23 protein-coding genes are annotated in these 26,034 nt (G+C 70.5%); 9 read left to right on the top strand and 14 right to left on the bottom strand.

Features of this window, described 5'->3' with window-relative positions:
* Nucleotides 1-35: 35 nt before the first annotated feature.
* A complete protein-coding gene (locus ACFYWJ_RS22765) occupies nt 36-755 on the top strand; it encodes a TetR/AcrR family transcriptional regulator (RefSeq protein ID WP_355271958.1) in 720 nt (239 codons plus the stop codon).
* 7 nt (nt 756-762) lie between these two features.
* Here the strand turns inward: ACFYWJ_RS22765 and ACFYWJ_RS22770 are convergent, their stop codons facing one another.
* The 4 genes from ACFYWJ_RS22770 to ACFYWJ_RS22785 form a co-directional block, all read right to left on the bottom strand.
* Nucleotides 763-1,761 carry a diiron oxygenase gene (locus tag ACFYWJ_RS22770; RefSeq protein ID WP_355271956.1) on the bottom strand — a complete coding sequence of 333 codons (999 nt, stop codon included), beginning with the start codon at nt 1,759-1,761 and terminating at the stop codon, nt 763-765.
* 127 nt (nt 1,762-1,888) lie between these two features.
* A complete protein-coding gene (locus ACFYWJ_RS22775; protein WP_355271954.1) occupies nt 1,889-2,482 on the bottom strand; it encodes a hypothetical protein in 594 nt (197 codons plus the stop codon).
* 139 nt (nt 2,483-2,621) lie between these two features.
* Nucleotides 2,622-3,341 carry a WHG domain-containing protein gene (locus ACFYWJ_RS22780; protein ID WP_355271952.1) on the bottom strand — a complete coding sequence of 240 codons (720 nt, stop codon included), beginning with the start codon at nt 3,339-3,341 and terminating at the stop codon, nt 2,622-2,624.
* 7 nt (nt 3,342-3,348) lie between these two features.
* Nucleotides 3,349-4,080 (bottom strand): MerR family transcriptional regulator, encoded by a 732-nt coding sequence (locus ACFYWJ_RS22785; protein WP_355271950.1) that lies wholly within the window; start codon nt 4,078-4,080, stop codon nt 3,349-3,351.
* A gap of 99 nt (nt 4,081-4,179) precedes the next feature.
* Between ACFYWJ_RS22785 and ACFYWJ_RS22790 the strand changes: the two genes are divergently transcribed.
* Entirely contained in the window at nt 4,180-5,907 is a 1,728-nt protein-coding gene (locus ACFYWJ_RS22790) for a GMC family oxidoreductase (protein ID WP_355271948.1), read from the top strand.
* A 111-nt stretch (nt 5,908-6,018) separates the two neighbouring features.
* Here the strand turns inward: ACFYWJ_RS22790 and ACFYWJ_RS22795 are convergent, their stop codons facing one another.
* The gene (locus ACFYWJ_RS22795; protein WP_355271946.1) at nt 6,019-6,909 is read right to left on the bottom strand and encodes a DUF5995 family protein; all 891 of its coding nucleotides are present in this window, start codon (nt 6,907-6,909) and stop codon (nt 6,019-6,021) included.
* 94 nt (nt 6,910-7,003) lie between these two features.
* Between ACFYWJ_RS22795 and ACFYWJ_RS22800 the strand changes: the two genes are divergently transcribed.
* The gene (locus ACFYWJ_RS22800; protein ID WP_355271944.1) at nt 7,004-7,852 is read left to right on the top strand and encodes an NAD(P)H-binding protein; all 849 of its coding nucleotides are present in this window, start codon (nt 7,004-7,006) and stop codon (nt 7,850-7,852) included.
* A gap of 15 nt (nt 7,853-7,867) precedes the next feature.
* Here the strand turns inward: ACFYWJ_RS22800 and ACFYWJ_RS22805 are convergent, their stop codons facing one another.
* Nucleotides 7,868-9,964 (bottom strand): MMPL family transporter, encoded by a 2,097-nt coding sequence (locus tag ACFYWJ_RS22805; RefSeq protein ID WP_355271942.1) that lies wholly within the window; start codon nt 9,962-9,964, stop codon nt 7,868-7,870.
* A gap of 92 nt (nt 9,965-10,056) precedes the next feature.
* Between ACFYWJ_RS22805 and ACFYWJ_RS22810 the strand changes: the two genes are divergently transcribed.
* Nucleotides 10,057-10,560 carry a MarR family winged helix-turn-helix transcriptional regulator gene (locus ACFYWJ_RS22810; RefSeq protein WP_355271940.1) on the top strand — a complete coding sequence of 168 codons (504 nt, stop codon included), beginning with the start codon at nt 10,057-10,059 and terminating at the stop codon, nt 10,558-10,560.
* A gap of 22 nt (nt 10,561-10,582) precedes the next feature.
* Here the strand turns inward: ACFYWJ_RS22810 and ACFYWJ_RS22815 are convergent, their stop codons facing one another.
* The 6 genes from ACFYWJ_RS22815 to ACFYWJ_RS22840 all read right to left on the bottom strand — a co-directional run bounded on the left by ACFYWJ_RS22815 (nt 10,583) and on the right by ACFYWJ_RS22840 (nt 17,017).
* The gene (locus ACFYWJ_RS22815) at nt 10,583-12,169 is read right to left on the bottom strand and encodes a regulator (RefSeq protein WP_355271938.1); all 1,587 of its coding nucleotides are present in this window, start codon (nt 12,167-12,169) and stop codon (nt 10,583-10,585) included.
* 15 nt (nt 12,170-12,184) lie between these two features.
* On the bottom strand, nt 12,185-12,874 hold the full coding sequence (locus ACFYWJ_RS22820) for an isochorismatase family cysteine hydrolase (protein ID WP_355271936.1): 690 nt from the start codon (nt 12,872-12,874) through the stop codon (nt 12,185-12,187).
* On the bottom strand, nt 12,871-14,256 hold the full coding sequence (locus ACFYWJ_RS22825) for an allophanate hydrolase (RefSeq protein WP_355271934.1): 1,386 nt from the start codon (nt 14,254-14,256) through the stop codon (nt 12,871-12,873). The genes ACFYWJ_RS22820 and ACFYWJ_RS22825 overlap by 4 nt, the downstream gene beginning before the upstream one ends.
* A gap of 57 nt (nt 14,257-14,313) precedes the next feature.
* Nucleotides 14,314-14,985 carry a GntR family transcriptional regulator gene (locus ACFYWJ_RS22830; RefSeq protein ID WP_355271932.1) on the bottom strand — a complete coding sequence of 224 codons (672 nt, stop codon included), beginning with the start codon at nt 14,983-14,985 and terminating at the stop codon, nt 14,314-14,316.
* Between the two features lie 41 nt (nt 14,986-15,026).
* Entirely contained in the window at nt 15,027-15,980 is a 954-nt protein-coding gene (locus tag ACFYWJ_RS22835) for a hypothetical protein (RefSeq protein WP_355271930.1), read from the bottom strand.
* Between the two features lie 104 nt (nt 15,981-16,084).
* On the bottom strand, nt 16,085-17,017 hold the full coding sequence (locus ACFYWJ_RS22840; protein WP_355271928.1) for a helix-turn-helix domain-containing protein: 933 nt from the start codon (nt 17,015-17,017) through the stop codon (nt 16,085-16,087).
* An 87-nt stretch (nt 17,018-17,104) separates the two neighbouring features.
* Here ACFYWJ_RS22840 and cysD point away from each other — a divergent pair, with 87 nt between their 5' ends.
* Genes cysD through ACFYWJ_RS22865 form a run of 5 tightly spaced genes read left to right on the top strand, consistent with a single transcriptional unit; the run spans nt 17,105 to nt 23,010 of the window.
* Nucleotides 17,105-18,010 (top strand): sulfate adenylyltransferase subunit CysD, encoded by a 906-nt coding sequence (cysD, locus tag ACFYWJ_RS22845; RefSeq protein ID WP_355271926.1) that lies wholly within the window; start codon nt 17,105-17,107, stop codon nt 18,008-18,010.
* Nucleotides 18,010-19,863, top strand: a complete 1,854-nt coding sequence (gene cysC, locus ACFYWJ_RS22850; protein ID WP_355271925.1) for an adenylyl-sulfate kinase — start codon at nt 18,010-18,012, stop codon at nt 19,861-19,863. The genes cysD and cysC overlap by 1 nt, the downstream gene beginning before the upstream one ends.
* Nucleotides 19,860-21,077: a hypothetical protein gene (locus ACFYWJ_RS22855; protein ID WP_355271923.1), complete on the top strand. Its 1,218-nt coding sequence runs from the start codon at nt 19,860-19,862 to the stop codon at nt 21,075-21,077. Before cysC ends, ACFYWJ_RS22855 begins: the two co-directional genes overlap by 4 nt.
* Nucleotides 21,074-21,859: an SDR family oxidoreductase gene (locus ACFYWJ_RS22860; RefSeq protein WP_355271921.1), complete on the top strand. Its 786-nt coding sequence runs from the start codon at nt 21,074-21,076 to the stop codon at nt 21,857-21,859. Before ACFYWJ_RS22855 ends, ACFYWJ_RS22860 begins: the two co-directional genes overlap by 4 nt.
* A gap of 17 nt (nt 21,860-21,876) precedes the next feature.
* Entirely contained in the window at nt 21,877-23,010 is a 1,134-nt protein-coding gene (locus tag ACFYWJ_RS22865) for a sulfotransferase (protein ID WP_355271920.1), read from the top strand.
* 17 nt (nt 23,011-23,027) lie between these two features.
* On the opposite strand, the gene ACFYWJ_RS22870 is transcribed toward ACFYWJ_RS22865, so the two are convergent.
* Together ACFYWJ_RS22870 and ACFYWJ_RS22875 are read right to left on the bottom strand one after the other, a co-directional pair.
* Nucleotides 23,028-24,803 (bottom strand): TerD family protein, encoded by a 1,776-nt coding sequence (locus tag ACFYWJ_RS22870; RefSeq protein WP_355271918.1) that lies wholly within the window; start codon nt 24,801-24,803, stop codon nt 23,028-23,030.
* A 344-nt stretch (nt 24,804-25,147) separates the two neighbouring features.
* Complete coding sequence (locus tag ACFYWJ_RS22875; RefSeq protein ID WP_355271916.1) at nt 25,148-26,032, bottom strand: hypothetical protein; 885 nt, start codon at nt 26,030-26,032, stop codon at nt 25,148-25,150.
* Between the last annotated feature and the right edge of the window lie 2 nt (nt 26,033-26,034).

The raw sequence follows: 26,034 nt of genomic DNA on the forward strand, positions 1-26,034 counted from the left end.
TTTCCGCGCGTGCCGGGTGCTCTACACTCGGGCGGGTGTCGAGCGCAACGTCACGCCCCTCCAGCGCCGTGAGCGGCAGACAAGCCCGATGGCAGCCGCACAACGACAGCCGCCGGGAGCGGATCGTGCTGTCGGCGGTCGAGTTGATCGAGCAGGCACCCGCCGGCGTCGAGGTGCCGATCATCCAGATCGCCGAGAACGCAGGCCTGGCGAAGTCCGTGGTGTACCGACAGTTCGCGGGGCGGGACGAGCTGGACCGGCGGATCCGCAGCGATATCGCCGACCGTTTCGTCGCCGACATCGAGGACGCGCTCGATATCGCCGACGGGTCCATCCACAGCATTCTCGTGCGCACGGTCGGCGCGGTGGTGACCTGGATCGAGGACCACCCCCGGCTGCACGAGTTCCTGCGCACCGGCCCCTCGGACGACGATTCCGAGATCGACGCGATGAGCGCGCTGATCGGGACCATCGCGGCGTCCACCAGAGCCTTGGTCACCGGTCTCGCCGGTGTGGTCGGCGTGAGCGACGACGGCTCGGCCGACACGATGACCTTCGCCATCGTGTCCATGACCGAGGCCACCGTCACGCGCTGGGCCAACGACCCGAACCCGGTGCTGACCAGGGACCAGCTGATCGAGGAGGTCGCCTCCTACGCCTGGCACGTGGTCGACGGTGTCGCCCGCCGCCACGGCCTGACCCTGGACCCCGACCAGCAACTGGTCGAGATCATCACCCAGCTCGCCACGGGCTGAACACCACTCAGGCGACCCGGCGATGTCCGCGTTCGGGCTCGCTGCGATAGCGCGAGGCCGGGCCGTCGACACCGAGCGTGCGCCACAACCGCCGGGCGATCGGGTTCATCAGACCGAGGTCGTCGGCCAGCTTGCGCATGTCACCGAAGTAGCCCGACAGGATCTTCTGCGAGTGCTCCGACTTCCAGAACGCCTGCTCGATCACCTCGCGAGGAATGTCGAACTCGCGCTCGAACGAGCGCGGCGGCGCCATGATCTCCCCGGCCAGCCAGCGCATCGCGATCGGGAACGCGACCGAACACGCGCCGCGATTGAACTTGCCCATCCGGCCGACGTGCGCGGCCAGGAACTCGCCGGCGAAGGAGATGTGGCGCGCTTCCTCGGCGATGTGGATCTCCATGGTGCGCAACACCATCGGCGGCATGGACGCGCCCTCGCGGATGACCGCCTTCTGATAGTGGTCGATCGGTTCCTCGCCACCGAGGATGCCGATGAACAGGATCGTGTGGGCGTAGCCGCCCGCGACCCCGATCAGCGGCGAGAGCACCTTGAACATCGGGCGCATGCCGGGCACGTCCACCCCGATGCGGTTCACCAGTTCCTGGAACATCTGGATGTGGTTGCACTCTTCGGTCATCTCGTGCAGGCAGTACCGGAACTCGGGCGAGCCGTTCGGCAGCTTCATGATGTACTGCATCATCCCGCGGATCAGGATGCTCTCGAAGGCCGCGCCGACCTTGATGGTGTTCGAGATCCGCCACTTCCCGATAGCGATCTGCCGGTCCAGCGGCTGGTCGCGGTACCACTGCGTGGCGCCCAGCGGGTCGACGTCGGGTGAGAGAACCCAGCGCACGTCGTTCGGGTCAAGGGCGAGCTCCGGCGAATCCCAGTCGATGTCGAGGTAGGGATCGAAATGCCGGTCGACGGACCCCTGCGAGAGGGTCGCCAGCGCATCTCGGTACTCCTCGGTGATGAGTCCGCCACGGCTCGATTCGGTCAGCGTCATCGGTGCCTCCTCGGTTCGCGTCCGGTCGGCGGCACTGTAAGCGCCGTCACACCGGTTGATCCGAGAATAACTGAGACTTACGGTCCCACACAACCCGCCACACCGACTTGTGACCGCCGGTCGAGCGCTATTCGACGAGGAGGACGATCAGTTGCCGGGCCAGGTCGGCGTCGCCCGGGCCGCCCAGCCAGACCAGGGGGCGCCGGGGGTCCAGGCGGTCGAGGGCGTCGGGCAGGGAGCCGAAGACGCGGTCGGCGCGCACGACGCAGACCTGCGGGACCACTTCGGAGACGTCGGGGCCGCCGTCGACGTCCAGGGCGAGGGAGCCGGTCGAGGCGTCGCCGGCCACCGCGTCGCGGACGACGGCGTCGCCGGACTCCGAGGCACCCGAGCCGCGGTGTACGACCTCGTGGCCGGGAGCGCTCGCCCAGTGGTCGAGCCAGGCGGGGCCCGGTTCGACCGCGGCCAGGACCGAGCGCACGCTCATGCCGTAGAGGACGTCGGCGACCGCCGCGGGCAGGCCGGCGAGGTCGACGGAGCGGACGAGCGAGCCGTGTTCGCGCAACCGCGCGGCGAACTCGGCGAGGACGGCGGCCCGCTCGGCGGGATCGATGTCCTCGCCGTTGCGCGACGACCGCCGCATGGGCACCCGACGCTCGTCGTCGGGAAGGTCCAGCAGCCCGTCACGGACGCGGCGCAACATCTCCTCGCGTGAATTCACTCGGGCACTCCCGTTCGTTGGCGACACCGGTGGGCGTCGCCGGATACACATCTCTCTTTCCACATACCGTGGGAATCAGCTCGATCGCTACGGTACCGACCGGTCCACACTAGGCGGTCCGCCACACCGAACCGAACAGCTAGTTCACGGCAACGTTCGCGAACCCGAGCATGCGGAGCATCTGGTCGATCTGGAGTTCGAACACTTCGGCCCGGTCGGCGAAGGTATCGCGGCCGTACATGTCGAAGACGTCGAAGTTCACCGCGCCGAACAGGGTCGTCCAGGTGGTGAGCCCGGCCACGATCAGCCAGTCCGGGGCGGCCATGCCGAATTGCCCGCGAATTGCGGTGAAATCGGCCGACGCCGCCGGTGACACCACCGGCTCGACGGCGGGAGCGCTGAGCTGCCCCGCCCGGAAGGCACTGTCGATGATGCCGAGCAGGGTCGCGATCACCCGGATTCCGGGCGTCTCGGTGTCCTCGGCGGGGGCGGCGTAGCCGGGCACGGGGGTGCCGAACAGCAAGCCGTACCAGGCCGGCTCGGCCAGCGCCCAGGTGCGCACGGTCCGGGCGACCACGCGGAAGCGCGTCGCCGGGTCGTCGGGCGCTTCGGCCAGAGCCGCGTCGACGGCGTCGCCGAGCGCGTTGTAGCCGTCCACCACGAGCAGGGTCAGCAACTCGTCGCGGCTGCGCACGTACCGGTACACCGCCGACGACACGACACCCAGGTCGCGGGCGACGGCGCGCAGCGACAACGCGGCCGCGCCCTGCGAGGCGAGGTGCTCGCGGCCGATCCGTTTGATGTCGGCGAGAGTCTGGGCGCGCGCCAGTGCCCGCGGCCCCGGTCGGTCGGTACTCATCTCCCGATCATCGCGCACCCGCGGCACGGTCCAGCCGCCGCCGGTCGGCTGTGTCGGCGACCGGCTCGACGACGCCGGCCGCGCGTTCGATCTCGGCGGCGAAGGTCGCGCCGCCGACCTCCCAGGCCATGGCCAGGAACTGCTCGTGGAACCGGCTCAGGTCGACGCCGACGTCCTCGCCGCCGTACCCGGTGCCCGCGGCCGCGCGGATCGTGCGCACCACGTCGTCGGCCAGCTCGGCGATCCGTTCCCGGATCAGGGTGCGCAGGACGCCGCTGAGGGTGATGTCGGTGCCGACGTCGTAGAGCACGAGCGCGCCCTTCAGCATCGGGCGGTCGGGCACGAACCAGGTGTCGTCCCGACGCTCGAGGTAGCCCGCCGCGATGAGCTCGGCGAGGACATCGGTGCCGCGATCGCCGAGCAGTTCGGTCAGCTCGGCGTCGTCGACGATCACCGTCCGCTCCCCCGCCTGCACGGCGCGCGGATCGAACAGCGTGCGCCAGTCGCCCGCGCCGGGCGACGGCTCGGCGTCGAACACCTCGCGGATGGCGTCCAGGCGCAGCCCGCGGGCCTGCATGGCGACGATGTCGCGGAGCCGGTCCAGGTGCGCGTCGGAGTAGACGACCTCCTTGCCCGCGCGGCCGGGTTTCGGCAGCACGCCAAGCGAGTGGTAGTAGCGGATGGTGCGCGCCGCGACGCCGCTGACGTCGGCGAGTTCCGCTCGGGTGTATCGGGGCACCCGACCAGCATAGGGCCGCCCGCGCCGGACTTTGACAGCTCTGGCTGTCGACGTTAGCGTTACCGACGTCACTGTCGACACCGATCGAGGAGCCCTCGTATGTCCGATCGCACCACCGACTTCGACGTCTTGATCGTCGGCTCCGGCTTCGGTGGCAGTGTCACCGCGCTGCGCCTGGTCGAGAAGGGCTACAAGGTCGGCATTCTCGAGGCGGGTCGCCGGTTCGCCGACGACGAACTGCCCAAGACCAGCTGGGACCTGCGCAAATTTCTGTGGGCGCCCAAGCTCGGCTGCTTCGGCATCCAGCGCATCCACCCCCTGCGCGATGTCCTGATCCTCGGCGGCGCGGGTGTCGGCGGCGGTTCGCTCAACTACGCCAACACCCTCTACGTGCCGCCGGAGCCGTTCTTCCAGGACGCCCAGTGGCGCGACATCACCGACTGGCGTTCCGAGCTCACCCCGTACTACGAGCGGGCCCAGAAGATGCTCGGTGTGGTGCGCAACCCGCACATGACCCCCGCCGACGAGATCTTCAAGGCGGTCGCCGAGGACATGGGCGTCGGCGACACCTTCGTGCAGACCCCGGTCGGCGTCTTCTTCGGTGAGCCGGGCCAGACCGTGGCCGACCCGTACTTCGGCGGTGCCGGGCCCGAGCGCACCGGCTGTGTGGAGTGCGGCGACTGCATGGTCGGCTGCAAGTTCGGCGCCAAGAACACCCTCGTCAAGAACTACCTCTACCTGGCGGAAAAGGCCGGGGCACAGATCATTCCGATGACGACGGTCACCGCCTTGCGCCCGCTGCCCGACGGCACCTGGGACGTCGCGACCGAGCGCACCGGCGCGTGGGTGCGCAAGGACCCCAAGACTTTCACGGCCGGACAGGTCGTGCTGGCCGCGGGCACGCTCGGCACCCAGAAGCTGCTGCACTCGATGCGCGATCAGGGTGTGCTGCCGAACCTCTCGGACACGCTGGGCCTGCTGACCCGCACCAATTCCGAGTCCATCGTCGGCGCCGCGACCAAGACCCTCGCGCCCGGCCAGGACTTCACCAAGGGCGTCGCGATCACCTCCTCGATCCATCCGACGCCCGACACCCACGTCGAGCCCGTCCGCTACGGCAAGGGCTCGAACTCGATGGGCCTGCTGCAGACCCTCATGGTCGACGGTGGTGGCAAGGTCCCGCGCTGGCTGCGCTTCCTCGGTATCGCCCTGCTGCATCCGCTGCTGCTGCTGCGCTTCCTGAGCGTGAAGAACTGGAGCGAGCGCACCATCATCTCGCTGGTGATGCAGCACCTGGACAACTCGATCACCACCTACACCAAGCGTGGCCTGTTCGGCGGGCGCAAGCTCACCTCCAAGCAGGGCCACGGCGAACCGAATCCGACCTGGATTCCGGCGGGCAACGATGTCACCCGCCGGGTCGCGGAGAAGATCGGCGGTGTCGCGGGCGGCACCTGGGGTGAGGTGTTCAATGTCCCGCTCACCGCGCACTTCCTGGGTGGTGCCGCGATCGGCGCCGACCGCGAGCACGGCGTGATCGACGCCTACCACCGTGTCTTCGGCTACCCCACCCTGAGCGTCGTCGACGGCGCCGCCGTCTCGGCCAACCTGGGCGTGAACCCGTCGCTGACCATCACCGCCCAGGCCGAGCGCGCCGCCGCCTACTGGCCGAACAAGGGCGAGGTCGACACCCGCCCCGAGCAGAGCGCCGGCTACACCCGGATCGCCCCCGTCGCCCCGCAGCAGCCCGCCGTCCCCGCGGGCGCCCCCGCCGCCCTGGTGCTGCCGATCGTGGAGATCCGCAGCAAGGAGCAGACCGCGGGCTGACCCCCGCCGCGAAATCCGGCCCCGGACAACGGTTCACACCGCGGTCCGGGGCCGTTCCCGTTCTCGGGTTTCCGCGAATCGCGTGGCCCCGGTGCCCAGGTGCCAGGAGACTCAGAGGGCGTTGATCCGGGCGAGGGCTTCGAAGGCGAGGTCGGCTGCCTGCCACAGCGCGGTGACCTCCGCGCGGACCGTCGGGGCGAGAGCGGGGTCCTGGAGGGCCAGACCATTGGTGAAGATGACGGTGTTGGCGCCGAGATCGGCGGCGATGAGCAGCTGTTCGGTGGCCACGCCCGCGCCGAAGAGCTGGTCGAGGCCCTCACCGACGAAGTAGAAGCGCCACAGCGGGCCCAGGTCGGCGCCGTAGGCCGCCTTGGTGCGGTCGACGATGAGGTCGCCCGCGGCGGCGATGGTGGCGACGATCTCGAAGTAGTCCTGCGCGTTCTCCGGTCGGCTGCCCACGGCCGCGACCGAATACGTCAGATCCACGGTCAGGTGGGCGTTGTAGCCCGCCATCGCGGTGCGCGCGCGGGAGGCGCCGCAGTCCTGCGCGAGGGCGAAATAGTGCGTCCACTGCGGCTCGGTGACACCGCCGGTGAATTCGGCGTGCAGGTTGTCGAGGAAGCGGCGCAGCAGTTCGGTGCTGATCGCGTGCGCGTACTCGCGATTCACGAAGGCGCCGGGATCGCGCTGCAGCGGCATGACGGCGGCGTCTTCGACCGCGTCGAGCCCGATCGCGAACAGGCCGCGCAGGTCTCGGTGCTCGACGAGGATCTCGGTGATCCGGTGATGCCGAGCGACGGCGTCCTCGAGCCGGGCCAGCGCATCGGCGCCGGAGATCGTCGACGTGTCCGAGAGACGCGCGATCTCGGCGATGTCCCCGCCCGACAGTGTCGACCCGCAGGCCGTGTCGCGGACCGCGCCGCTCGCCGGTGCCGCGACGAGCGCGGGCAGGGTCATGATCACGGCCGCAGTGACAGCGGCGATCCCGCTCGATACACGCACCCGCAGATTCCACCATCCGCGCGGCCGAACCGCAGAACGCGACACGGCGACCGGCGCGTCCCTCCCCGCACCCCGGGTGCAATAGCCTGGGCGGATGCCGGAAACCATTGCGATTTCAGGGGCCAGTGGACAGATCGGCGGGCGGGTCGCTCGGCTGCTCGCGGACTCGAGCGCACCCTTGCGGTTGCTCGGCCGGCGTCTCGATCGCCTGCCGTCGATCGCGGGGGCGAGTGCGGCGGTCATCGACTACGCCGATCCGGACACGGTGGCCGCCGCGCTGGCGGGCGTGCAGACCTTCTTCTTCGTCTCGGCCACCGAGAGCGCCGATCGGGCCGCGCAGCAGTCGACGGTGGTCAACGCGGCCCGCGGCGCGGGTGTGCGGCGCATCGTGTACCTGTCGTTCGTCGGTGCCGCGCCGGACTGCACCTTCACCTTCGGCCGCGATCACTGGTTCACCGAGCAGGCCATCCGGCAGTCGGGCCTGGACTTCACGTTCCTGCGCGACAACCAGTATCAGGACATCATCCCGCACTTCGCCGACGCCGACGGCGTGATCGCGGGCCCCGCCGGTGACGGCACCGTGGCCGCGGTGACCCGCGCCGACGTGGCCGACTGCGCGGCCGCCGTGCTCACCACGACCACCTATACCGGCGAGACCTTCGACCTCACCGGTCCGCGGCCCTTCACACTGTCGGACGCCGCCGCCGACATGACCGAAATCCTCGGCCGCCCTTACCATTTCGTCGACCAGACCGTCGACGAGGCGTATGCCTCACGGGCGAGCTACCACGCGCCGCGGTGGGAGGTCGACGGCTGGGTGAGCACCTACACCGCCATCGCGCAGGGCGATCTCGCCCAGGTCTCCGACGCGGTGGCCACCCTCACCGGCCGCCAGGCCACCGACTTCCGCGACTACCTGGCCTCCTTGCCGCACACGCCCTGATCGCGGCGACGCGGGTCACGCCGCGTGGATCGGCTCGGCCTGTGCCGCCGCGGCTGTCGCGGGCGACGCCGGCCACCACACGCGGTCGCCGAGCAACGCGAACAGCGCGGGCACGACCAGGGTCCGCACCACGAAGGTATCGAGCAGGATGCCGATACCGACGACGATGCCCAGCTGGGTCAGCGTGATCAGCGGCAGCACGCCGAGGACGCAGAACACCGCGGCCAGAACGACACCCGCGCTGGTGATGACCGCCCCGGTCGACGCGACGGCCCGCACCATGCCGCGCGTGGTGCCGTGCGCCCCGGCCTCCTCGCGGGCCCTGGTCACCAGGAAGATCGTGTAGTCCACCCCGAGGGCGACGAGGAACAGGAAGCCGAACAGCGGAACATTGGTGTCCAGGGCGGGGAACCCGAACACCGTGCCGCTGATCCAGCTCCCGGCACCGAGCGCGGCGAGCGCGCTGAGCACCGTCACCCCGACGAGCAGTAGGGCCGCCGGGACGGCCCGCAACAGCACGAGCAGGACCAGCAGGACGACGGCGAGGATCAGTGGGATGACCAGCGCCTGGTCCCGGCGGGCGGCGTCGCGGATATCGAGCGCCTCGGCATCGGACCCGCCGACGAGCGCCTCGGCGCCGGGTACCCCGCCGACCGCCGACCGGATCGCCGCGATGGTGGTGAAGGCCTCCGCCGAGCCGGGCGCGGCATCCAGCACGACCGACCAACGGGAGCTGCCCGCGTCGGTGACGCCGGTGGCCGTGGCACGCGAAACACCGTGCACGCCTTCGATCTCCCGTCGCACGTCGGCGTCCGCGGTGGTGCGGGCGATCACCACGGCCGGATCCGAGGAGCCGGACGGGAAGTGCCGTGCCAGGGTCTCGAGCCCGTCGACCGATTCCGCCTCGACCCGGAACTGCTCGGTGCGCGCGAGCCCGATATCCGTGGTCGCCAGCCCGGTGGCGAGCACCACCAGGATCGCCGACGCGACACCGGCCACCAGCGCGGGCCTGCGCACGACGCGGTTCGCCACGGCCGACCAGACGCCGTGCGCGGCCGTGTCTCGACCGTCCGCGCGCGGCACGAACGGCCAGAACACCCGGCGCCCGCACAGCGCGAGGGCCGGGGGCAGCGCGGCGAGGACGAAGACCAGCGCGACGACGAGACCCGCCGCGGCGAACGCGCCCAGGCTGCGCGTGTTGGGCAGCACGGCGAGCAGCAGCGTCAGCAGCGCGAGTACGACGGTGATGTTGCTGGCGACGATGGCCGGCGCGGCGTGCCGCACCGCCGCGCGCAGGGCCACCCGATGGTCGGTGTGCCGGTGCAGTTCGTCGCGGTAGCGCGACACCAGCAGCAGTGCGTAGTTGGTGCCCGCGCCGAAGACCAGCACGCTGGTGATGCCCGAGGTCGACCCGTCGAAGGTGAGGCCGGTGAGCTGGGCCAGCGCGGTGCCGACGCTGGTGGCGACCCGGTCCGCCAGTCCGACGACCGTCAACGGCACCAGCCAGAGAACCGGTGACCGGTAGGTGACGATCAGCAGGACCATCACCACGAGCGCGGTGACGAGCAGCAGCAGCGCGTTCGCCCCGGAGAACGAGTCGGCGATGTCCGCACCGAAGGCCGGTCCGCCGGTCACCTGCACGCGCAGCGGTTCGGGCAGGTCGGTGGCGAGCGCGCCGCGCAGCTCCTCGATCCGGTCGGTGAGCGCGAATCCGTTGAGCTCGGCAGACACCGGGATCTGCGCGAGGACGGCCCGGCCGTCCGGTGCGGGCACGACGCGCGGTCCGTCGGAGGCGGCCACGCCCGCCCGGGTGAGGGCGGCCTCCAGCGCCGCGAGATCCGGCGGGGTCAGCGCTCCGTCGTCGACCCGCGTCGCCACCATGATCGCGGCGGCGGTGCCCGCGTCGGGGAACCGCGCGGCCGCCTCGGCCGCAAGTGCCGATTCCGCCGACGCGGGCAGGGACACCGGCGCCTGCCCCGCGCTGTCGTTGCCGCCTGCCCATCCCATCACCGCTATCGCGGCCACGAGGACGGCCAGCAGCACCGCCCACGATCGCCGACCGGTCACCAACCCGGCGAACCGGTCCCAGCCCTGTCCGTCGCTCCCTCGCATCACGGGGAGACTATTTCAGAAACTTAACTAATGGGCAATGGCGGGCTGTCCGGGCGCTAAGCTCGCAGCCGGGTAGCGAGAGGAGACAACGCGTGGGCGAGGACAGCGTGGACACCGATCCGGCCGTCGACCGGACGGAACTCCAGACCGAGATCGCCCGGGATCTGCGCGCGCTGACCGCGATCTCGGAGCAGATCGGGCACGTCTTCGCACGCTCGAACAACCTGCGCCCGAACGATTTCCGCGCCCTGATGCATGTGGCGACCGCCGAGGCCGAGGGCGCGCCGGTGACCGCGGGTCAGCTGAGCAAGCTGATGGGCGTCTCCGCGCCCGCGGTCACCTATCTGGTGGAGCGGATGATCGAATCCGGCCACCTCGAGCGGGTACCCGATGCCACGGACCGGCGGCGCGTGCACCTCGGCTACACCGAGGACGGCATGGCCGTGGCGGCCGGCTTCTTCGGACCGCTCAGCGCCCGGACCCGGGCGGCGCTCGCGGACCTGCCCGACAGCGATCTGGCGGCCGCCCACCGGGTGCTCGTCGGGGTGACGGCCGCGCTGCGCGAGTTCTACGCCGACCTACCCGAACCCGGATAGACCGGCACCGCAGACGCGTCGATCAGGTCTCGTCGACCGTCGGCTCGGCCGCGGTCGGGGTCGACGTCGAGGGCAGTACCGAATAGGCCAGGCAGACGATCGCGAAGAAGGCGTACCCGAGGGCCACCTGCGGCGCGGCCGCCCACTCGACCGCGTGCGCGTGGATGAGCCCGATCCAGCTCAGTGCCGCGCCGATGAGCGCGGCGAGTCCCGCTGCGCGGAACCGTTTGTCGAGGATGAACGTGACGATCGCGCCGAGGACGAGACCGGCCAGCACCGCGCCGGAGCCGAACGTCTTCAGCCCGTCGTACACCACGCCGGCCTGGCCCAGCGCCGCCGAGCCGACCTTGTCGGCCGAGGTGCCCGCCGCCGACAGCGCGTTGTCGATCTGGGTCACCGCCCACTCCGCGAGGTTGGGCAGCAGGGCCGCGACCACCGCCACCGCGTGCAGCCGGGGGACGGCCTGGAACGCTTGGGCGCCGATCAGCAGGCCGATGTAGAGCAGGATCGGCACGATCGCCGGAATCGGCAGCACCGTCGCGAGCACGCCGAACAGGCCGAGCAGACACATGACGCCGATGGTCAGGCCACTGGCCAGCGAGTACCCGGTACGCCCACCGGCGTCCTTCCAGCCGGGATGGCCGATGTAGACCGCGGGCGGGAACGGTGAGCCGAAACCGGCCCCGATGACCGCGCCGAACCCGTCGGCCAGCAGGACGCTGCGCAGGTTGTAGTTGTCCCCCGCGGCCGCGGCGCTCTCGACATTGCTCATCGCCTCGGTGAAGTTGTAGATGCCGAGGGGAATGGCGGTGGCCAGCAACGGTGCCAGATTGCCCAGTCCGTCGAACAGCAGATCCAGGCGCAGATCCGGCAGGCCCAGCGCGATATCGCTCGCCGCCTGCGCCACGTCCGGTGCCGACAGGTAGCCGCCGATCCAGCCGATCGCCGTACCCACCAGCAGCGCCACCAGCCCGACCGGGATATTGCCCGGCAGCTTCACATCGGTGAAGAAACCGATCAGGATGATGGCCAGCACCGGCAGACCGATCCAGGCCGCCTCCCACATCTGCGCGGCGGGCCGCATGGCGATGAAGGTGATCGAGATACCAGCCAGCGTGCCGAGCATGGCGGCGCGCGGGGTGACCCGCCGGATGTAGGGCCCGACGAAGGCGCCGATCATCACGATGACGCCGATCATGAAGGCCCAGGCCAGCCCGGCGGCCCACGCCTGCAGGGGATCTCCGGTCTTCAGATAGATCGGCAGCATCACCACGAACACGACGATGAACATGTGCGGCACGCTCGGCCCGTACGGCAGCGCGGTGACATCGCCGCGATTCTCCCGCCGGGCCAGCCGCCGCGCGAGGACCATGTAGTAGAGATTGCCGAGGACCAGCGCGACTCCGAGCGCGGGCAGCACGGTGCCGAGCACGTCGCCACTCGGGATCCGCACCACGGCGATGGTGAGGGTGGTGAGGGTCAAGACGTTGACGAGGATGTTGAACGCCAGGCCGAAGAAGGCGTTGGTGTCACCGCGCGTCCACCACGGAAGGGCCAGGGGCGCAGGGGGTTCGGGAGCTTTGCTGGTGGTGGTCGTGTCGACGGACATGGGTGTTCCTGTTCGCTAGGCCGTGACGGGGGAAGCGGTGGTGGTTGTCAGCGCGCCGACGACGGCGGCCGAGTCGGCGACCCACCCGAAGATCCCGCCCTGGGCGGCGATCATCGCCAGCCCGACGCGCTGGAACTCGGGGAAATAGGAGCCGACACAGTCGGCGACGACCAGGCACTCGTAGCCGCGGTCGTTGGCCTCACGGACGGTGGTGTGCACGCACACCTCCGTGGTGACCCCGGTGACCAGCAGCGAGGTGATCGCGAGCCGGTCCAGCACCGCGCCGAGCTCGGTCGCGTAGAACGCGCCCTTGCCCGGCTTGTCGATCACCACCTCCCCCGCGAGGGGCGCGAGCTCGTCGACGATGTCGTGCCCGTACTCGCCGCGGATCAGGATGCGGCCGAACGCGCCCGGATCGCCGATGCGCTGGGCGGGGTTGCCGCGCCGCAGTTTCGCGGGTGGACAGTCCGAGAGATCCGGCAGATGGCCTTCCCTGGTGTGGATCACCGGCACGCCCGACGCGCGCGCGGCGGCGATCAGCCCGGCCAGCGGATCGATGACCGCACGTAACAGCGAGACATCGTTGCCCAGGCTCTCGCCGAAGCCGCCGGGGAGCAGGAAGTCGCGCTGCATGTCGATCACGAGCAGCGCGGTCGTGGCCGGGTCGAAGGGGAACGGTGTCGGGGTGGCGGGGATCTCGGTCATCGGTGGTCCTCGAGAACGGTGGAGCGGGACGGGGTGACGGCGCGCGGTTCGTCGAGCAGGCGGGCGGCGGCCGCGAGGACGGTGTCGTCGGCGAGGGCGGGCCCGAACACCATGAGCGAGACGGGCCTGCCGTCGCGGGTGGTGCCCGCGGGCACGGCGACGGCGGTGAGGTCGAGCAGATTGCCGAAGTGGGTGTAGTGCCCGAGGACGGTGTTGGTCGCGATCGGGTCGGCCAGGACCTGGTCGACGGTGAAGGTGGTGCCGATGGTCGGGACGACCATCACATCGAAGTCCGCCCACAGCAGGCCGACCCTGGCCCGCAGCTCCTGCAACCGCTGCTGGGCGCGGAACACGTCGACCGCGGTGAAGCGCTGCCCACCGGTGAGGATCTCGCGGATCACCGGCAACAGCGAGTCGGGCCGTTCGGCGAGGAAGGTCTCGAACTCGACGAGCCGTTCGGCGACCCAGGGGCCCTGGTAGAGCAGGGACCCGGCGTCCAGGAACGGCGCGAGCGTGGTCGCCACGCAGTCGAAACCGGAGCGCGGCAGGCGATCCCGGGCCGCGAGGTGGGCGGCGCGCATGGCGTCGTCGCCGAAGAAGTCGAGGTCGGTCTCGGCGGGCAGGCCGACCCGGATCGGCGTGCCGCGATAGCGCGGCCCACGGGCCCGTGTCCACGGGTCGTCGTGGTCGACCCCGGCGATGATGTCGAAGACCAGGTCGAGGTCCTCGATCGTGGTGCCCATCAGGGTCAGGCAGTCCAGCGACTTGCAGGCGGGCACCAGCCCGACGGTGCTGATCAACCCGCGCGACGGCTTCCAGCCGACGATCCCGTTGAGGGCGGCGGGCACCCGGCCCGAGCCCGCGGTGTCGGTGGCGACACAGAACGGCACCTGCCCGAGCGCGACCGCCAGCGCCGACCCGGAGCTCGATCCGCCGGAGATGAGGTCGCCGCCGAAGACGCTGCGCGGCATCGGATACGGCGTCCTGGTGCCGTTGAGGCCGGTCGCGAACTGGTCGAGATTGGTTTTGCCGACGAACAGCGCGCCCGCGTCGAGCAGCCGCTGCACGGCGGGGGCGGTCCTGGTCGCGGTGTAGGCGTAGTCCGGGCAGGCCAGTGTGGTCGGGTAGCCGGCGACATCGATGCTGTCCTTCACCCCGAACGGGACGCCGTACAACGGCAGTGCCCGCGCCCCCGGCCTACGCTCGATCTCCGCCGCGGCGGCGAGCAACGCGGCCCGCGGCACCGGGGTGATCCAGGTGCCGTCGTCGCCACGCGCCGTGATCGCGTCGGCGACCCGCGCGGCGGTTCTGGCCGGCGAACCGTTGCCGTCCTGGTGCTGGGCGAGGATTTCCGCGACCGTGGGGCCTGCCGAACCGATCATGTTGTCGATTGTCGACAAAATGTGTGACGGCCGGAGGCGCCGTCTGTATCGGATGTGTTAGCAGATACCGAGTTTCAGGTATGTTTGCTCGCCGTGCTGCCGCAGCGCGGCCTCGGCGACGGCCGGGTCGTTCGAGGCGACCGCGGCCAAGAGCTCGCGGTGTCTGCGCACACCGTCGCGGCGGGCGGCGACCTCGGTCTCCTCGCGCAGGTTGCGCGCCATCGCCAGTTGCAGTTTCACCAGGATCTGGCCGTACACCAGATCGAGCTGCCGATTGCCCGCCAGCGCCACGATCTCGGCGTGGAAACGGCGATGCGCGTCGTCGCGGGCGACCCAGTCGCCGCGCCGGTCGGCGTCGGTCAGCTCGTCGAGTGCGGAGCGCACGCCCCCGAGCCCGCGGTCCAGATCGGGGTGCGGCAGCGCGGTGGACAGCGCGTGCCGCTCCAATGCCCGTCGCACCTCGAACAATTGGACGAGGTCGGCCGCCGACCACACCATCACCCGGTACCCCCGCCGCGGCAGGTGCTCGATCAAGCCCTGCTCGGCCAGGCGCCGCAGGGCCTCGCGGACCGGCGCCCGGCTGATGCCCAGCCGCGCGCACAGCGCCTCCTCCCCCACCCGCACGCCCGGGGCCAGCGCGCCACTGAGCACCTCGGCCCGCACGTGCCGCGCCGTCATCTCCACCAGACTCGCCGGTAGCACAGTCGAATCGGATGCCGCTGCCGTCATAGGTCGAGTCTACGAACACCGCGGCCGGGCGGCCCCGGCCGCTAGACCAGGCGCAGGCTGGTGATCAGCTTCTTCGCCTCGTCGGCGCTCATCTCCCCGCTCGTATTGCGGTCGACGAGGATGGTCAGCACGAGCAGGGTGCCCGCCGCGTTGCGGAAGGCGAAGGTGTAGACCGAGTAGGCGTTGGCGGTGCAACCGGACAGCTGGGGCTTCCATGGCCCCGTGCTCTCCACGAACTGGCCCGCGACTCCGCTCTGCGTGGTCAGCGAGGTCGGCGTGGTGAGCTTGCCACCGCTGGGATCCGAATACCCGCCCGCCGCGGCGATTTTCGCGACCGTCTTCGCGGCGGCGGCCGGATCGGACTCCGTGGTCGCGGTGACGGCGGCCATGGCGCGATACGCCGAGCCCGGGCAGTACTTCTCGCCCTCGGTCGACTGGCCACGGCCGTCGATGGAGCCGTTCGCCGTGCTGAAGCTCATCGTGTCGTAGGACGGGGCGACCGCCCAGGTCGACGGCACGTCGTAGGCGACGCGATAGGTGGGGATGAGCACGCCCTTCGCTCCCGGTGTCACCGGGGCGGTGGTCGTGCCCGACAGCGATCCGGTGGGCACCGGCGCCGAGGTGACCGACGACGAGGACGCGGTGGTGGTGTCGTCGGAGGAGCGGGTGCCGAGTACGACGGCCACGATGCCGACGGCCACGATCAGCACCGCCACGACCACCACGGCGATGATCACGCCCGCGCCACCACCGCCACCGCGACGCGGCGGGCCCGGAGCGGGCTGTGGCGCATAGCCGTACGGCTGCTGACCGTACGGCGCCTGCCCGTACCCCGGCTGCGGTGCGCCGTACTGGGGCGGCGGATACGCGCCCTGCTGCGGTTGCGGGTAGCCATAGGGCTGCGGTGGCACGGGCTGCGCGTACGGATCCGGACCGGTCTGCGGCGGCTGCCCCAGTCCCGGTGCTTCCCACCAGCGATCGCTGTCGTCCGCCACGTCGAGTCCTCTCTCACACCTGCCGCGACCATCCCGCTGGTACGGCCGGGTTCTCCCCGCCAGCCTAATGGCGAACGGTCGGCCGCGGTGGTCCGGACGACGGGTCAGGCCGGGTGGATCGCGTGCGCGCTGATCTGTTCCGCGGCAGCGACAGTGGCCGCGCCGAGCGCGCTCACGGCAGCGGCCGACAGGCGGGCGTCGGGACAGCTGACCACCGCCGCCACCACCGCGCCGCTCGCGTCGCGCACGGGCGCGGCGAGGGTGACGACCGCGTTCTCCCGGCCGAGTTCGTCGGGCAGGTAGTCGATGGTGATCAGTTCGGTGATGACCGAGCCGAGCTGGGCGCGCAGCGCGGCGGTGATGGGCGTATCGCGCAGGCCGGCGAGCACCTCGAGCATCGGCGTCGAGTCGTCGACGAGGCGTTCGACGGAGTAGCCGCGCTGCCGGATCTCGGCGAGCACACGCGTCAGGCGGTCGCGATGGGCCGGGTCGGCGGCCGCGAGCCACGCCCGCCGGACGGGTTCGGGCGCCCAGGCGACGAACTCCCGGCAGACCGGCGGCGCGAGCGGGAGCCTGCGGCCCGCGCGGATCCACCCGGCGGACGGGTCGCCGACCACCTCGGTGACCACGATGCTCTCGCCGTCGCGTTCGGCCAGGAACACCGGGTCGCCGGTGTGTTCGCACAGCGCGCGCAGGTGCGGCGCCGCGGTCCGGCGCAGGGGAAACGCCGCTTCGGCGCGCCGGGCGACGGTGAGCAGGCGCAGGCCGATGCCGTAGCACCCGTCGTCGTCGCGGACGGTCCAGCCGTCGGCGGTGAGCTGGGTGAGCACGGCGTGCGCGGTGGCCCTGGACAGCCCGGCCTCCCGGACGATGCGCGCCAGCGACAACCGGTCCGCCGGATGCCGGGACAGCAGCTCGAGCACCTTCACGACTCGTTGCGTCGGGGGCGAGGCCACGCCTGGCTCCGCCACCTCGCGCACGGATTCCGGGGTCACCTCTTGACCGGCGCGCTCGGCCCGGCTTATCGTCGGTGTCACAATATCGAACAATAGCGTCGAGTATTCGACAACGCAACCCGGCGGGGAGATTCCCCCGGCGGAGCACACAACGAAGTGGGTGAACGAGTGCAGACGGGGTACGAGCTGTCGCATCTGGCGGCCTTGGAGGCCGAGTCGGTGCATATCTTCCGGGAGGTGGCGGCGACCTTCGAGCGACCGGGGCTGCTGTTCTCCGGTGGCAAGGACTCGGCGGTGCTGTTGCACCTGGCGCGTCGCGCGTTCTGGCCCGCGCCGCTGCCGTTCCCGCTGTTGCATGTCGACACCGGGCACAATTTCGACGAGGTCATCGAGTTCCGCGACCGGACCGCCGAGCGCACCGGGGCGCGCCTGCTGGTGGCGTCGGTGCAGGACGACATCGACGCGGGCCGCGCGGTGGAGCGCCCCGGCGGCACCCGCAATCCGCTGCAGACCACCACCCTGCTGCGGGCGATCGGCGAACATCGCTTCGACGCCGTGTTCGGCGGGGCGCGCCGCGACGAGGAGAAGGCGCGGGCCAAGGAGCGGGTGTTCAGCTTCCGCAACCGGTTCGGGGAATGGGATCCGCGCGCACAGCGGCCCGAGGTGTGGAACCTCTACAACGGGCGGCACCAGCAGGGCGAACACATCCGGGTCTTCCCCCTGTCGAACTGGACCGAGCTCGATATCTGGGAGTACATCGATCGGGAAGAGGTCGAGCTGCCCACGCTGTACTACGCGCACCGGCGCCGTGTCGTCGAACGCGACGGAATGCTGCTGTCGGCGGGCCGATTCATCACCCGGCAGCCGGGTGAGCGCACCTTCGACGCCACCGTCCGCTTCCGGACCGTGGGCGACGCCACCTGCACCGGCTGTGTCGAGAGCGAGGCCGACACCGCGGCGAAGGTGATCGCCGAGACCGCCGCCACCCGGCTCACCGAGCGCGGCGCCACCCGCGCCGACGACCGAATCTCCGAGACCGGCATGGAAGACCGTAAGCGAGAGGGCTACTTCTGATGAGCCGCAACCTGTTACGCCTGGCGACCGCGGGCAGCGTCGACGACGGCAAGTCGACCCTCATCGGCAGGCTGCTCTACGACTCCAAGTCGCTGTTCGACGACCAGCTGGCCGCGATCGAACGGGTCAGCACCGAACGTGGCGGCGACGCGGCCGATCTCGCCCTGGTGACCGACGGATTGCGCGCCGAGCGCGAGCAGGGCATCACCATCGACGTCGCCTACCGCTATGTGACGACGCCGCGGCGCAAGTTCGTCATCGCCGACACCCCCGGCCACGTGCAGTACACCCGCAACATGGTGACCGGCGCGTCCACAGCCGATCTGGCGCTGATCCTGGTCGACGCCCGCGCCGGGGTGTCCGAGCAGACCCGCAGGCATGCCTTCCTGGCCACGCTGCTCGGCGTCCCGCACCTGGTGGTGTGCGTGAACAAGATGGACCTGGTCGACTGGTCACAGGAGCGTTTCGAGGAGATCCGGGCCGAATTCGCCGCGTTCGCCGCGAAATTGACGGTCGGCGACCTCAGCTTCGTGCCGGTCTCGGCGCTGCTCGGGGACAATGTCGTCGACGGTTCCGAGCACATGGACTGGTACCCGGGTCCGCCGCTGCTGCGCCATCTCGAGGACGTGCACATCGCCTCGGACCGCAATCTCATCGACGCGCGGCTACCGATCCAGTACGTCATCCGGGCCCAGCAGGGTCTCGATCACCGCAGCTACGCGGGCACGGTCGCGGGCGGCATCTTCAAGCCGGGCGACGAAGTGGTGGTGCTGCCCGCCGGCCACACCTCCCGGGTGCGCGAGATCTGGGGCCCAGGCGGTAGCAAGGTCGACGAGGCGTTCACCGGCATGGCGATCTCGCTGACCCTCGACGACGAGATCGACATCGGCCGTGGCGATCTCCTGGCCAGGCCGGGCAATCGCCCGCAGCAGGGCGCCGACCTGGACGCGATGGTGTGCTGGTTCTCCGAGACCACGCAGCTGCGCGCGGGTGGCCGGTATCTGGTGCGCACCGCCGCGCAGACCTCCCCCGCCGAGGTGACGGCCATCGACTACCAGCTCGATGTCAACACCTTGCACCGGCTCGAGGACGTGGACGCGTTGTCGCTCAACGACATCGCCCGGGTGCGACTGCGCAGCCGTCAGCCGCTGCTGTTCGATCCGTACCGGGAGAACCGCCGCACCGGCAGCTTCATCCTGATCGACCCCGTCACCGATCAGACGGTCGCCGCGGGCATGGTCACCGGACGCGACACCGGTGCGCATGCCGCGCCGGCGACGGTGGTCTGGCATCGCTCGGCGGTCGGCCGGGACGATCGCGCGCACGCCGGTGCCACGGTCTGGCTGACCGGTCTGTCCGGGTCGGGGAAGTCGACCATCGCCGTCGAGGTGGAGCGTCAACTGGTCGACGCCGGGCGGGCCGCCTATCTGCTCGACGGCGACAATCTGCGGCACGGGCTCAACGCGGGCCTGGGCTTCTCCGCGGCCGACCGGGACGAGAACGTGCGCCGGGTCGCCGAGGTCGCCGCGCTGTTCGCCGACTCCGGCGCGATCGCGATCGTGTCGGTGATCAGCCCGTTCGCCGCGCAGCGGGCCAGGGCGCGCACCACCCACGACGAGCGCGAGCTGCCGTTCCACGAGGTGTTCGTCGACACCCCGCTGCCGGAATGCGAGCGCCGCGACCCCAAGGGCCTCTACGCGAAGGCCCGCGCGGGTGAGCTGCCCGGCTTCACCGGCATCAGCTCGCCCTACGAGCGACCCACCGACGCCGATCTCGTCATCACCCCCGATCTCGGCACCCCCGCCGAGATCGCCGCCCATATCCTCCGAGAGCTAGGAATCGCAGACCGTTGACCCACTCCAGCACCGCCACCGAAGCCGGGAGCACCGCGCCACCGGAACCGTTGACCGCGCCGTTCACCGCCGCGGTCGCCCAGGCCGAGAAGCTCATCGCCGGCGCCGAATTCGTGCGCAGTGACGCCGATCTGGCCGAGGGCTACGACTACCTCGCGGCGAGCGTCGCCGCCTGCCTGCGCCTGTCCGGTGCGCACGGCACCAGCCATCCGTACTTCGTGTCCTCGACCGGACCCTACGCCAAGATGGGCCTGGACAATCCGGACACCCTCTACTACCACGCGAACATCGAGCCGGACGCCGAGTACGTGGTGAGCGGCGTGCGCGGCAGCACCGTCGACCTCAGTTTCCAAGTGCTCAAGGGCGATTACACCGCGACCGAGGTGCCCGGCGGCGAGGACGCCTTCGACGACCGCCGGATCCCGATCGCCGACGACGGCAGCTTCTCGATCCGCTTCGGCCCCGCCAAGCCGGACGCCGGGCCGGGCTACTTCGCGCTCGGTGAGGGCGCGTCGATGCTGGCGGTCCGTGAGGTCTACAGCGACTGGACCGAGCGCAAGGGCTCGATCCGGATCGAGCGGGTCGACACGATCGGCACCGCCCCGGTCGAACCGGACCTGGCCCGGATGCGCAAGCGCTACGGCGCCGCGGCCAAGATGCTGCTGACCCGGGTGCACACCTGGTTCAACTTCCCGAAGTGGTTCTACCTCGACCTGCCGGTGAACACCCTCACCGCGCCCCGGCTCACCCCGGGCGGCCTGAGCACCCAGTACTCCTCGGTGGGCCATTTCGACCTGGCCGACGATCAGGCGCTGGTGATCACCGTGCCGAAATCGGATGCGCCGTATCAGGGTTTCCAGCTGGGCAGCCTCTGGTACATCTCGCTCGACTACGTCAACCACCAGACCAGTCTCAATCACGCCCAGGCCCAGGTGGATCCGGACGGCATGATCCGGATGGTGGTGAGCAAGCGGGATCCCGGCATCACCAACTGGATCGAGACCACCGGCCGCACCAGGGGCATTCTGCAGTTCCGCTGGCAGCGCACCGATCGGCCGATGACCGAGGCCGACGGCCCGACGGTCACCGTCGTCCCGGTCGCCGAGATCGCCGAGCACCTTCCCCATTTCGACCACAACACGATCGACGCCGCGGGTCGGCGCGACCGGATCGCCGCCCGGCAGCGGGCGTTCGCAGAGAGGATGCTCGGATGAGCGGGGCACTGTTGGATGGAAAGGTCGTCGTCGTCTCCGGGGTCGGTCCCGGACTCGGACGCTCGATCTGCCTGGAGGCGGCGGCCGCGGGTGCCACGGTGGTGCTGGCGGCGCGCACCGAATCGCGGCTGCTGGAGGTGGCCGCGGAGATCGAGGCCGCGGGCGGCGCCACGCTCAGCGTGCCGACCGACATCACCGACGAGGCCGCGGTCGCGAACCTGGTCGCGCGCACCGTCGACACGTTCGGCCGGGTCGACGCGCTGGTGAACAACGCGTTCTCGGTGCCGTCGATGAAACCGCTGGACCGCACCGATTTCGATCACATCCGCTCCAGTCTCGACATGACGGTGCTGGGCGGCCTGCGGATGACGCAGGCGTTCGCCCCCGCCCTCGCCGAGGCCAAAGGCGCTGTGGTGATGATCAATTCGATGGTCGTGCGGCATTCCGAACCCCGGTACGGCAGCTACAAGCTGACCAAGGCGGCGCTGCTGGCCATGTCGCAGACCCTGGCCACCGAGCTCGGCGGCAAGGGCGTGCGGGTCAACAGCGTGCTGCCCGGCTACATCTGGACCGACCAGCTGAAGTGGTACTTCGGGCAGGTCGCCGAGAAGTACGGCATCACCGTCGAGCAGGTGTACGAGCAGACCGCGTCGAAGTCCGACCTGAAGCGACTGCCCGAACCCGAGGAGATCGCCCGCGCCGTGGTGTTTCTCGCGTCCGACTGGTCCTCGGCGATCACCGGCCAGACCCTCGACGTCAACTGCGGCGAATACCACAACTGAGCAAGGAGCTCCCTTCGATGACCGTGCGCACCGATGTCGGCACCGTGGCCGACCTGCACGCCTCAGCCACCAAACTCACCGGTCTCACCGATTTCGGGGTCGACGACTACACCGAGGCGTTGCAGGTGCTGCTCGACTCGTACCGTGACGAGGCCGGGCTCACCGAACTCGGCAGCAAGATGTCGCGGTTCTTCCTGCGCGGCACCCTGGTCGCCCGCGCGCTGAGCGAGGCCGCCTGGGCGGCCAACCCCGGCTATGTCGACACTCCGGTCACCCGGCCGATCTTCGTCACCGGCCTGCCCCGCACCGGCACCACCGCGCTGCACCGGCTGCTGGCGGCCGATCCGGCCAACCAGGGCCTGGAGATGTGGCTGACCGACTTACCGCAGCCACGTCCGCCGCGCGAGACCTGGTCGCAGAATCCGGCCTACCAGCAGATCGACGCGGGCCTGCGTCAGCATCAGGTGCAGAACCCGGAGTTCATGGGTCTGCACTACATGAGTGCCTCGGATGTGGAGGAATGCTGGCAGCTGCTGCGGCAGTCGGGCACCTCGCATTCCTACGAATGCCTGGCCTATGTGCCGAGTTACGCGCAGTGGCTGGCGGGGCAGGACTGGACCCCCGCCTACGCGCGGCATCGCCGTAATCTGCAGCTGATCGGCATGAACGACAGCAGGCGCTGGGTGCTCAAGAACCCCAGTCACCTGTTCTGTCTGGACGCGCTGCTGGCGGTCTACCCGGACGCGATCGTCATCCAGACCCACCGCGACCCGGCCACCATCATCCCGTCGGTGTGCAGCCTCAACGAACACGCCACCCGCGGCTGGTCGACCGTCTTCACCGGGGAGACCATCGGCCGCACCCAGCTCGATCTGTGGGCGCGCGGCCTCGCCGAGTTCACCGCCGCCCGTGCCCGGCACACCGACGCCACCTTCATCGACGTCGACTTCGACGATCTGCGTGCCGACCCGTTCGGCGTCGTCGACCGCATCTACACCCGGATCGGCACCGATTTCACCGAGGAGGCCCGCACCGCCATCACCGCCCTCGACAACGAGAGCCGCACCGGCGACCGCAAACCCACCCACCACTACTCCCTCGCCGACTACGGCCTCACCGAGGACATGGTCGCCGAACGCTTCGGCAGCTGAGCGAGATCGACGATGAGCTACCCGACCTCGACCCCGTACCCCCGGGCCATCGTGGCGAGGTCGGACTCATAGCCCTGCCCGACGGCGCGAAACCGCCAGGTCTCGCCCCGTAGATACAGCTCGGCGAGCAGGAGGGTCCGTTCGACCGTGGCCGCGTCCAGGGTCGAACGGATCACCGCGCTCGCTTCGGGTCCCGCGGCGACATCGATCTCGATGGCGCCGACCTCGCCGAAGGTCACGCCGGGTGCGTCGAGGGCGGCCGCGAAGACGACGCGGACGCAGTGCTCGGGGAGGTCGTCCAGCGAAACGGCGATCGATTGCTCGGTCGGGCCTTCCTGCGCGAGTCTGGCGCCCTCGGCGACAGGCTGGTTGTAGAACACGAAATCGTCGGAACTGCCGACCTTCTCCTCGGCGTCGACGAGAAAGGCCACCAGGTCCACGGCGGCGGTACCGAGCTGGTTCCAGGTGGCACGTAACGTCCAGGAGTCCGAGTCGATCGGCAGATCGATCACCTGGCCCCGGGCCAGGACGGTCGGCTCGGGTGCTGTCGGGACGTCGGGCGGAGGCTCGGATTCCGTTGTCGGCGTCCGCGTGAGCAATTCCGGTCCGTGCAGGGCCAGCCCGAGGTCGGCGGCCTTCCGCACCCGGCGATCCGCTTCGCCTCCCGGCAGGAGCAGCAGATCCGTCACGGTCGCCGAAAGATTGACAGCCGCGGATCCCCCGAGCTCCACGACCCGGGCCCTGGTGTGCGCAGCTTGCTCGTGGGTACCGCCGAGAACCAGTACGCGGTGCCCGGACAGCGGCCCCCGCGGCACCGAGGTTCGCCGCCGCGACGGGGGCTGATCTGCCGGGGTGGTCCTGGGCCGCCCTGGTTCGATCGTCGCCAGCAGCGCGATGAAGCACGGCTCGTCCATGATCGGGGTTGCGTGCTGGATCGCTTTGCGCGCCTTGCCCGTCCCGGAATCCGGCGCGTTGGTGACGAGCACGCTCGTGCGACCGCTCACCGCACCGGTCACGTCGAGCCCGGCCGCCTCGGCGCGCGTCACCAGTTCTTCGCGGTCGCTCCGGGTGTCGCCGGTGAACGCGACCTTCATGCCCTGGCGCAGTGGCGCGCCGGGCTCCCACCGTCCCGGGTAGGCGTAGGCGCACGGCGGCTTCGGGCCGCTCCGCTCGATCGGCCAGGTCGTCGCTGCGCGATCACCTGCGGTCGGCTCGCAGGACAGCAGGGGCGGCGCGATGCCGAGGCGGGCCGCGTCGGCCACCAATGCTCGCAGAACGTTCACCAGAACCCGGGTGTCGTCGAGCGCGTCGTGCGCTTTCTGTTGCGGTACACCGTAATAGCCGGCCAGGGTCGCCAACTTGTAGTCCGGTGTCGGGACCGCGACGCGGCGCGCGAGTGCCAGGGTGCACAACCGACGGCCGACCGGGAGTACTCCGCCCGCCCGGTCGAACTCACTCGCCAGGAATCCGAAGTCGAACAGCGCGTTGTGCGCCACCAGGACCCGTCCGGTCAGCAGCGACGACAGTTGCTCGCGCACATGCGCGAACCGCGGTGAGCCACGCAGGACTTCGGCGGTGAGCCCGTGCACGTGGACCGGACCGGGGTCGCACTCGGGATCGAGCAGCGTGTGGAACTCGTGCGTCACCTGTCCGGCGCTGTCCAAGGTCAGCGCGGCGACGGACAGGACCCGGTGCCTGCTCGGTTGGAGGCCCGAGGTCTCGACGTCGACCACGGTGAACTCGCCGAATCCCGCTGCCTGCTGGTACGCACCGACCTGTGTCATCCCCTGCATGAGCATCGCATCGTAGCCGAGTTCGGAAATGTTGCAGTCGAACTCGACTTCGGCTGTGCCACACGACGCCCCCTTGCTTGCGAGCACCAGGTGCAGGCGGTCGGCACCGCCCGCTTAGCCGGTCACCACGCAGCCGGTCAGCTGATCGCCGGCCAGCCAGTAAGCGCTCCCCTACGTGCGCGGGCCGTAGAAATCCGGCACGTTGGCGCCCACGCGGCGCGCTGCTGCTGGCCGCCTGTGCACTCGTGCGATCGCTGACCGCCCCTGTCATGTCGAACCCGGCCGCCTCGGCCTGCGGCACCGTTTCGGTCAGTCAGCTGGCCGGCCGGTGAGCGCTCCTCTGGTTACGTGCGCGGGCCGAAGAATTCGGCGCGGGCGGCGTCGATGCGGGCCTGGGCTTGGGCGGCGCCTTGGAAGCTCACCGCGGCGGATCCGCCGCCGGCGAGACCCAGTGCGAGGAGGCCGCCGATCACGGAGAGCAGGTCCGGCTCGGGGAGGGTGCCGGTGTCGCTGGTTGGTCTGACGTCGTGCGCGGGAATCGGCCCGCCGACCGGTGCCTGTGCGGCGGGTGGGCTGCCCGGTCCGCTGGGCGCCGGGGCTGCGGGTGACTCCGCGCCGGGGGCAGGTCCGGCGGGTGCCTCGGCGCCAGGGGCAGATCCTGCAGGAGGTCCGCCGCCGGGTGGGCTTCCCGGTGCCGACGCGCCTCCCGGTTCGGCAGGCCCCGGGTCGGAGGCGTCCGGTGCGGCCGGCACTGGTGCAGGTGGCGCTTCGGGAGCCGCCTCAGCGGGTGCCGGTGCTTCCGCGGGAGCTTCCGGCACGGGTTCGTTGCCCGGGTTCGGGGTGTTGCCTTGGTTACCGCCACCGTTGCCCTGGTTACCGTTGCCGCTGCCGGGGTTCTGATTGCCGTTGTTGCCCTGGTTCGCGTTGTTGCCGTTGTTGCCCTGGTTCCCGTTGTTGCCCTGGTTGCCGTTCCCGTTGCCCTGATTACCGTTGCCACTACCCGGGTTGGAATTCCCGTTGCCGCCTTTGTTGCCACCGCCGTTGCCGTGGTCGCCCGGACCGGCAACCAGCCAGGCACCGTCGCTTCGCGCGGGACGCTCCGCGCCGGGAACCCCGGCGATGCCGAGCTCACCGCGGGTGGCGAGGGCCGGTTCAGCACCCGCGACCCCGCCGTATCCGAGCAGGCCGAGGACTCCCGCGGTCCCCGCCACCACGACTGTTCGTCTCATCC

It is taken from the genome of Nocardia sp. NPDC003269 (assembly GCF_042888005.1).
GTDB lineage: Bacteria > Actinomycetota > Actinomycetes > Mycobacteriales > Mycobacteriaceae > Nocardia.

Bases quoted from the DNA above. Each gene is read 5' to 3' on its own strand.
- ACFYWJ_RS22770 (WP_355271956.1), bottom strand. From the start codon at position 1,761: ATGACGCTGACCGAATCGAGCCGTGGCGGACTCATCACCGAGGAGTAC.
- ACFYWJ_RS22830 (WP_355271932.1), bottom strand. From the start codon at position 14,985: ATGACGGCAGCGGCATCCGATTCGACTGTGCTACCGGCGAGTCTGGTG.
- ACFYWJ_RS22865 (WP_355271920.1), top strand. From the start codon at position 21,877: ATGACCGTGCGCACCGATGTCGGCACCGTGGCCGACCTGCACGCCTCA.
- ACFYWJ_RS22800 (WP_355271944.1), top strand. From the start codon at position 7,004: ATGCCGGAAACCATTGCGATTTCAGGGGCCAGTGGACAGATCGGCGGG.
- ACFYWJ_RS22870 (WP_355271918.1), bottom strand. From the start codon at position 24,803: ATGCAGGGGATGACACAGGTCGGTGCGTACCAGCAGGCAGCGGGATTC.
- ACFYWJ_RS22825 (WP_355271934.1), bottom strand. From the start codon at position 14,256: ATGATCGGTTCGGCAGGCCCCACGGTCGCGGAAATCCTCGCCCAGCAC.
- ACFYWJ_RS22790 (WP_355271948.1), top strand. From the start codon at position 4,180: ATGTCCGATCGCACCACCGACTTCGACGTCTTGATCGTCGGCTCCGGC.
- ACFYWJ_RS22805 (WP_355271942.1), bottom strand. From the start codon at position 9,964: ATGCGAGGGAGCGACGGACAGGGCTGGGACCGGTTCGCCGGGTTGGTG.
- cysC (WP_355271925.1), top strand. From the start codon at position 18,010: ATGAGCCGCAACCTGTTACGCCTGGCGACCGCGGGCAGCGTCGACGAC.
- ACFYWJ_RS22820 (WP_355271936.1), bottom strand. From the start codon at position 12,874: ATGACCGAGATCCCCGCCACCCCGACACCGTTCCCCTTCGACCCGGCC.
- ACFYWJ_RS22780 (WP_355271952.1), bottom strand. From the start codon at position 3,341: ATGAGTACCGACCGACCGGGGCCGCGGGCACTGGCGCGCGCCCAGACT.
- ACFYWJ_RS22860 (WP_355271921.1), top strand. From the start codon at position 21,074: ATGAGCGGGGCACTGTTGGATGGAAAGGTCGTCGTCGTCTCCGGGGTC.
- ACFYWJ_RS22875 (WP_355271916.1), bottom strand. From the start codon at position 26,032: ATGAGACGAACAGTCGTGGTGGCGGGGACCGCGGGAGTCCTCGGCCTG.
- ACFYWJ_RS22815 (WP_355271938.1), bottom strand. From the start codon at position 12,169: ATGTCCGTCGACACGACCACCACCAGCAAAGCTCCCGAACCCCCTGCG.